This is a genomic window from Methanosphaera cuniculi, from assembly GCF_003149675.1.
Taxonomy (GTDB): Archaea; Methanobacteriota; Methanobacteria; order Methanobacteriales; family Methanobacteriaceae; genus Methanosphaera; species Methanosphaera cuniculi.
The window spans coordinates 23,718-29,717 of sequence record NZ_LWMS01000012.1; the positions used below are offsets into that span (position 1 = coordinate 23,718).

Consider the following 6,000-nt stretch of genomic DNA (forward strand, 5'->3'; position numbering starts at 1 on the left):
ATATAAAAAAATAAATAAAAGAAAATAAATTGTCAAAAGAAGAAATAAAGGATATTAAAAAACTTAAAAGATATATTTTTGAAATATTTGATTGTGAAAATATAGATTTAGCTAAAAATAAATTAAATGAACTTAAAAAGATTACAAAAGACATGAAAAATGTTATTTCAAGAATTTTAAATGAATTTATTAAGCCTTACTTTAAAAACTTAACATATGCAATTGAAAATAGAAATATAGCATTTACAAGTAATAAAATCGAAAATTTATTTCAAAAAGTATTTCCAAAATCAATTAAAAAAAGAATGAAAACGAAATATGGAGTTTTAAACAGATTTGAGCTAAAATTAGAATATTGGAATGATAATAACAAAGTTTGAAAAAACCAACCCAATTTTTGACAGAGCCAAAAAAAAATACTAAAAAAAATATTTTTTTAAATCATGATCTAATCTGGCTTTGTCAAAAACTTTCTGGTTTTGGAATCATATCATTTTATAGTAAAAATACTTATTTGTAAAAAAAGGATTTAAATTAAAAAATAAGTTAGTAAAATTAATATAATTTGAGGGAGTTAAATTTTAACATGTTAAATAAAAAAAATAACCTTCCTCAATAATATATTAGATGTAATTCCATATAAAATTTTTGATTTTATTAAAAATGTTTCAAAAAATATTCAAATAGGTTTTAAGACTCAAAAAAATAATTATAAATTTTTTAATGAAGAAAATATTGATTTATATAAAAAATCAGTTTATTTAGAAAATAATAAATCGATTTGTCCACATTGTGGAAGTAAACACAATACAAAACATGAATATACAAAAAGAAAATTAGTAGTTTTAGAAGATGGGGAAGTAGAACTTAAAATTTTAAGATATAAATGTAAAATGTGGAAAAACATTTAATAAAGATTTATCTGAATTTATTTTACCAAATTGTAATATTACAATTCCAGTAATAACTGAAATACTAAAATTATTATCTATTTACGGATCTAGTATCTATAAAATAAAAAATAACTTAAAACAAAGCTTTAACGTAGATATTTCACACCAAACTATAGAAAACATTATTTTATCATACGCATATAAAAATAAAGCAGAATCATGGACGTATTCAGGTTATTATTCATTTGATAGTCTTTGGGTGAAAATTAAACGAGAATTGAACTATCTTTTTGCATTATCAGACACTAAAATGAATACTATTGTAGCGATGAAAATATACTCGGATGAGTCAAAAAAGAACGTTAAAGAGTTCTTAACAAAATCAACACAAAATCAGGAAAGAATATCAATAACAACAGATTTAAAAATAGATTATAGACAACCAATAACTGATTTAAAGTTTAAACACCAATTTTGTATATTTAACACGAAACAAAAACTAAATAGAGATATACACACATATATAACCCAAGAAAAAGTAGATAAAAAAAGAAATATTTGAAATACTGAATTGTAAAGATATAAAACAAGCAAGAAAAAAACTAAATGAACTTGTTAGTTACGCTAAAAGCGTAAAAAATGTTATTTCATATATAATTTGGAAATTAATTGTTATTTATTTTAAAAACTTAACATTTGCAATTGAAAATAAAAATATAGTATCTACAAACAATAAAATTGAAAATATGTTCCAAAAAATATTTCCAAAAGAAATTAAAAAAAGGATGAAGACAATAAAAGGTGTTTTAACAAGATTTAGATTAAAACAAAATTATTAGGACGCTCATAATAAAGTTTGAAAAAACCAACCCAATTTTTGACAGAGCCTCTAATATATATTAAATCAATTATTTATAATAAAAAAAATATAAATAAATATACCTTATTAATTAAGTTTTCATACTATATTAATAGATGATAATTAAAGAAAAAAAAATAATAACGATTAATTTTTATAAAAATTAAATTCACAATAACCTATATAAAAATAAGACAGGAGAGTTAACATGCAAAAAGTTTTAGTTGCAGATAAAATAAATGATCAAGGAGTAGAAGTACTCGAAGGATCAGCAGAAGTAGTATTTGATCCAACAATAACCCCAGAAGAACTTCTTGAAACAATAGACCAATACACAGGAATAATTGTAAGAAGTAGAACAAAAGTAACACGTGATGTAATAGAAAAAGCAAAAAATCTAAAAATCATCGCACGTGCAGGAGTAGGTGTAGATAACATCGATGTACAAGCAGCAACAGATAATGGAATACTTGTAGTAAACGCACCACAATCCACATCAATCACAGTAGCAGAACATGCAATGGGATTAATCCTAGCATTAAGTCGTAAAATAGCAATAGCTGATGCATCAGTAAAAGATGGAAAATGGGAAAAAAGCCGATTTATGGGAATGGAACTAAGAAACAAAACCCTAGGTGTAATCGGAATGGGAAGAATTGGAAGTCAAGTTGTAAAACGAGCAAAAGCATTTGAAATGGATGTAATCGTATATGACCCATACATAACCGAAGAAACAGCAGACGAATTAGGTGTAAGAATCACAACACTTGAAGACCTAATAGAAAATGCTGATGTAATGACAATCCACGTACCATTAACACCAGAAACCAAAGGATTAATATCAAAAGAACAACTCAACCAAATGAAAGATAATGCAATCCTAATAAACTGTGCAAGAGGAGGAATCATAAACGAAGAAGACCTATATGAAGTACTAAAAGAAAGACCAGAACTTAAAGTAGGACTCGACGTATATGAAAACGAACCACTTGAAGACAGCCCACTAGTAGAATTAGATAACGTAGTATTAACACCACACATCGCAGCATCAACAAAAGAAGCACAACGTGATGCAGCAATTATTGTAGCAAAAGAAGTTAAAGAGGTATTAAATGGAAACACACCAAGTAACGTCCTAAATATGCCTGTGGTGGACTCTGAAACCTTTCAGAAACTAAAACCATACTTCAAATTAACAGAAAAACTTGGTCAAATACTAGTACAAACAACATCTCCAAACGTAAAAGAACTAAAAATCATCTACAGTGGAAAAATCTCAGGAAGAGCAAAAGAACCATTAACACGTGAATTACTAAAAGAATTCCTAAACCCAATACTAAATGAACCAGTAAATTCCGTAAATGCAAAATCTATAGCAAAACAACGTGGAATCGTAATCACAGAAGGTGAAATAGATAAAAACGGAAAATACGATGCAACAATAAAAATAGATGTAATCACAGATGATGATGAAATTACAATTGAAGGAACAGTAGAAAATGATGAAGTATGTGTAATTTCAATAGATGACTATGACATAAACCTAACACTTGAAGGTAACATGGCAATCATCAAATACATCGACTTACCAGGAACAATCGGTAAAATCGGACAAATACTCGGTGATTACGAAATAAACATTGGTGAAATGAAAGTTGGAAGACTCTCAGAAGGCGGAGAAGCTGTAATGGTTGTAAAAGTAGATCAAGAAATACCAGAAGAAGTAGTTGAAAAACTTGAAGAAACACCAGATATTGAAAGTGTAAAAGCAATTAAATTATAGGATTAACCAAAAATCCTATTTACTACTTTCTTTTTAAAATTAAACATCCAATATATGATAACTATTTTTTTAAACAATATAACATTAAAACATGTAAAATATTAAACACCAAAACCTAAAATCCAGTGAAATCTATTTTTATAAATGTATAATTTATAGTAAAATAAGTAAAATATTATAAAATGTATAAAAATTAAATTGGGTGGGGAATATCTAAATAATTATATTTTTTTTTATTCATTATTTAATTTTTTAAGACGTTCATTTTCTTCCTTAAGTTTTTCAATATCTGCTTCCATAGCTTTAATTTCTTCTTCTATTTCAGTTGATGATTTAGCAGGTTCTTCTACTTGTTTAGATTCTATTTCTTTAGTTTCTGGTGTTATATCAATTACATGATTATTATCCATTGATACACCTTGTTTTATAACATTTAAACTAATTTCATCTATTGAATCACCAGGAGTTTTATCTGTACAGATTGATACTTCTATATCATCACCTGGCTCATATTCTGGTGGTAATGGAATTTTCTTAGTTATTAATTCATCCCCTACTTCAATTTGTAATTCTATAATATTTGCATCTTGTGGTTGTTCATCTTGTTGCATGTTTTCATCCTCACTTTTATCATTGTTGTTATTATCTATATTTTTATCTACACTTGAATCTATATTTTTATCATTATTTTCTATATAATCTTGTGACATTGAAATATTTTCTGATATATTTGTTGGTTGTGTTGAGTTTGGTATTTGATTAATTAAGTCTTGATGATATATATCTGTTGATTTAACATCATCATCTTCATCATCATCTTCTTTCATTTCTTTTAGGAATTCTTCATCAAAGTCATCATCTATATCAAAGTCTTCCAAGTTTTTAATATCTACATCTTCACCTAGATCTTTTATTGTAAATGGTATTGGGTTTCCTGCCTGATCATATGATCCTATGGTATATGGTGTGTATGGTTGACATATAATCATGTGAAAGAATCCATTTTGACTAAAAAATTGTAAATCTGCATCTGATGGCATGTTACTTGGTCCTGGATGACTATGTACTGAACCTACTGCTGTTGTGGTCATTGGTTTCATAAATATTTGCATTACAGCACTGGTATTTGATGCTGCATATGGTAGAAATATAAGTCCTGTAATTTTAAGTATTTGTTTTTCACGTTTTCCTGAAAGTAGTGCTACATATTCATTAGGATCTGCATTTCTTGCAATTTTTACGATTTCATCGATAACTTTTTGATCTACTTGAACTTCCTCGATTTTTTTGTCATTTCCAAGTAATTTTGTTAGAAACTTGTTAAAGTTCATTGTGTTTTCACAACTCCTAGTATTATATTGTTTTTTTTTATTGGTTTGTCTTTATTTTTTAAGATTATTTATTTAATTAATCTATCTGAAGTTTAATAAGATATTTGTTATTTAGTCTTATAGCTTAATTTATATGGTGGTTTTTTTTATAGTTTTTCAACTTCCATATCAACATAGATCTTATTTTTTACTGAGATATTTTTTGTATTTGATTTTGGATTATATCCTTCTGTTTTTCGTGGTTTTTTATATATTGCTATTCCACGTTTTTGCCATGTTGGCATATGTGTTGGATTTATTCCATTTTTATAAAGTATTTCATGTAAGTCAACCTTATTAAGTTTATAAAGTTTTTGAGCTGTTTGTTTTGGTGTATATTTCTTATTTAAAGCAGTTTGAGCATATACATTTAAACAGTTACGCCATGCTTCATCTTGCCTCCATTTAAAATATTCACGAATATTATCATATGGTGTTATAATACGTGAATCAAATGAAACATTATTAAGCTTACGTAAATCAACCTTAAACTTCTTATGATTTAAATACAAATGTTTCATAAAAGATCCTGTAATATATGATGCAAATGTTGAATCTATCTTTTCAACTCGTCCATTAAATGGTATATGTTCTAGTAAAATATTAAATTCATCAGAAAATGTGTATATGTATTTAGGATTAAATTCTTGTATCACATCTTTTGCCACACTTATAAAAAGATCACGTAATCGTTCATCAAATGGCTTTTTAAGATGTAATTGTTTTGTATATTTTGAGAAATATCTACCATCAACACGAAGTATGATAGGCATTCCAGGTACTGTTTTAAGATTTGAAAATTGTTCATATTGTTTTAGCATATGCTAATTACGCCCCACTTTTAATAATTTTTTTTAAAATACTTTCGTCTTTTTGATTTCAACTACTGATTATACTAAAAAATAAGATTTTTATCAAATAAAAATGTTTTTATTAAAAAAATGAAAAAGGAGGTGTGATCATATAAATAAATTAGCTTTTTAAAAAAAAATGAAAAAATATAAATTCTATAAATATAGAAAAAAAAGTTGAGTTTATATTATTAAAAATTATATGGTTTATTTATGATGTATAACTAAATATCTTATATAATAA

The 6,000-nt window shown here is 26.0% G+C and carries 5 protein-coding genes; 3 read left to right on the forward strand and 2 right to left on the reverse strand.

The genetic code is table 11. From position 1 onward, the window contains the following. Positions 1 to 29: 29 nt before the first annotated feature. The 3 genes from MSCUN_RS08400 to serA all read left to right on the forward strand — a co-directional run bounded on the left by MSCUN_RS08400 (position 30) and on the right by serA (position 3,535). Positions 30 to 380: a hypothetical protein gene (locus tag MSCUN_RS08400; RefSeq protein ID WP_245837658.1), complete on the forward strand. Its 351-nt coding sequence runs from the start codon at positions 30 to 32 to the stop codon at positions 378 to 380. 772 nt (positions 381 to 1,152) lie between these two features. Continuing rightward, positions 1,153 to 1,455, forward strand: coding sequence for a hypothetical protein (locus MSCUN_RS02730; protein ID WP_146192107.1), 303 nt, complete (start codon positions 1,153 to 1,155; stop codon positions 1,453 to 1,455). Between the two features lie 505 nt (positions 1,456 to 1,960). Next, positions 1,961 to 3,535 carry a phosphoglycerate dehydrogenase gene (gene serA, locus MSCUN_RS02735; protein WP_095608916.1) on the forward strand — a complete coding sequence of 525 codons (1,575 nt, stop codon included), beginning with the start codon at positions 1,961 to 1,963 and terminating at the stop codon, positions 3,533 to 3,535. 233 nt (positions 3,536 to 3,768) lie between these two features. On the opposite strand, the gene MSCUN_RS02740 is transcribed toward serA, so the two are convergent. Together MSCUN_RS02740 and MSCUN_RS02745 are read right to left on the reverse strand one after the other, a co-directional pair. Further along, positions 3,769 to 4,866: a Mov34/MPN/PAD-1 family protein gene (locus MSCUN_RS02740; RefSeq protein WP_095608915.1), complete on the reverse strand. Its 1,098-nt coding sequence runs from the start codon at positions 4,864 to 4,866 to the stop codon at positions 3,769 to 3,771. A 146-nt stretch (positions 4,867 to 5,012) separates the two neighbouring features. Then, complete coding sequence (locus MSCUN_RS02745; RefSeq protein WP_095608914.1) at positions 5,013 to 5,726, reverse strand: tRNA(His) guanylyltransferase Thg1 family protein; 714 nt, start codon at positions 5,724 to 5,726, stop codon at positions 5,013 to 5,015. Positions 5,727 to 6,000: the final 274 nt, after the last annotated feature.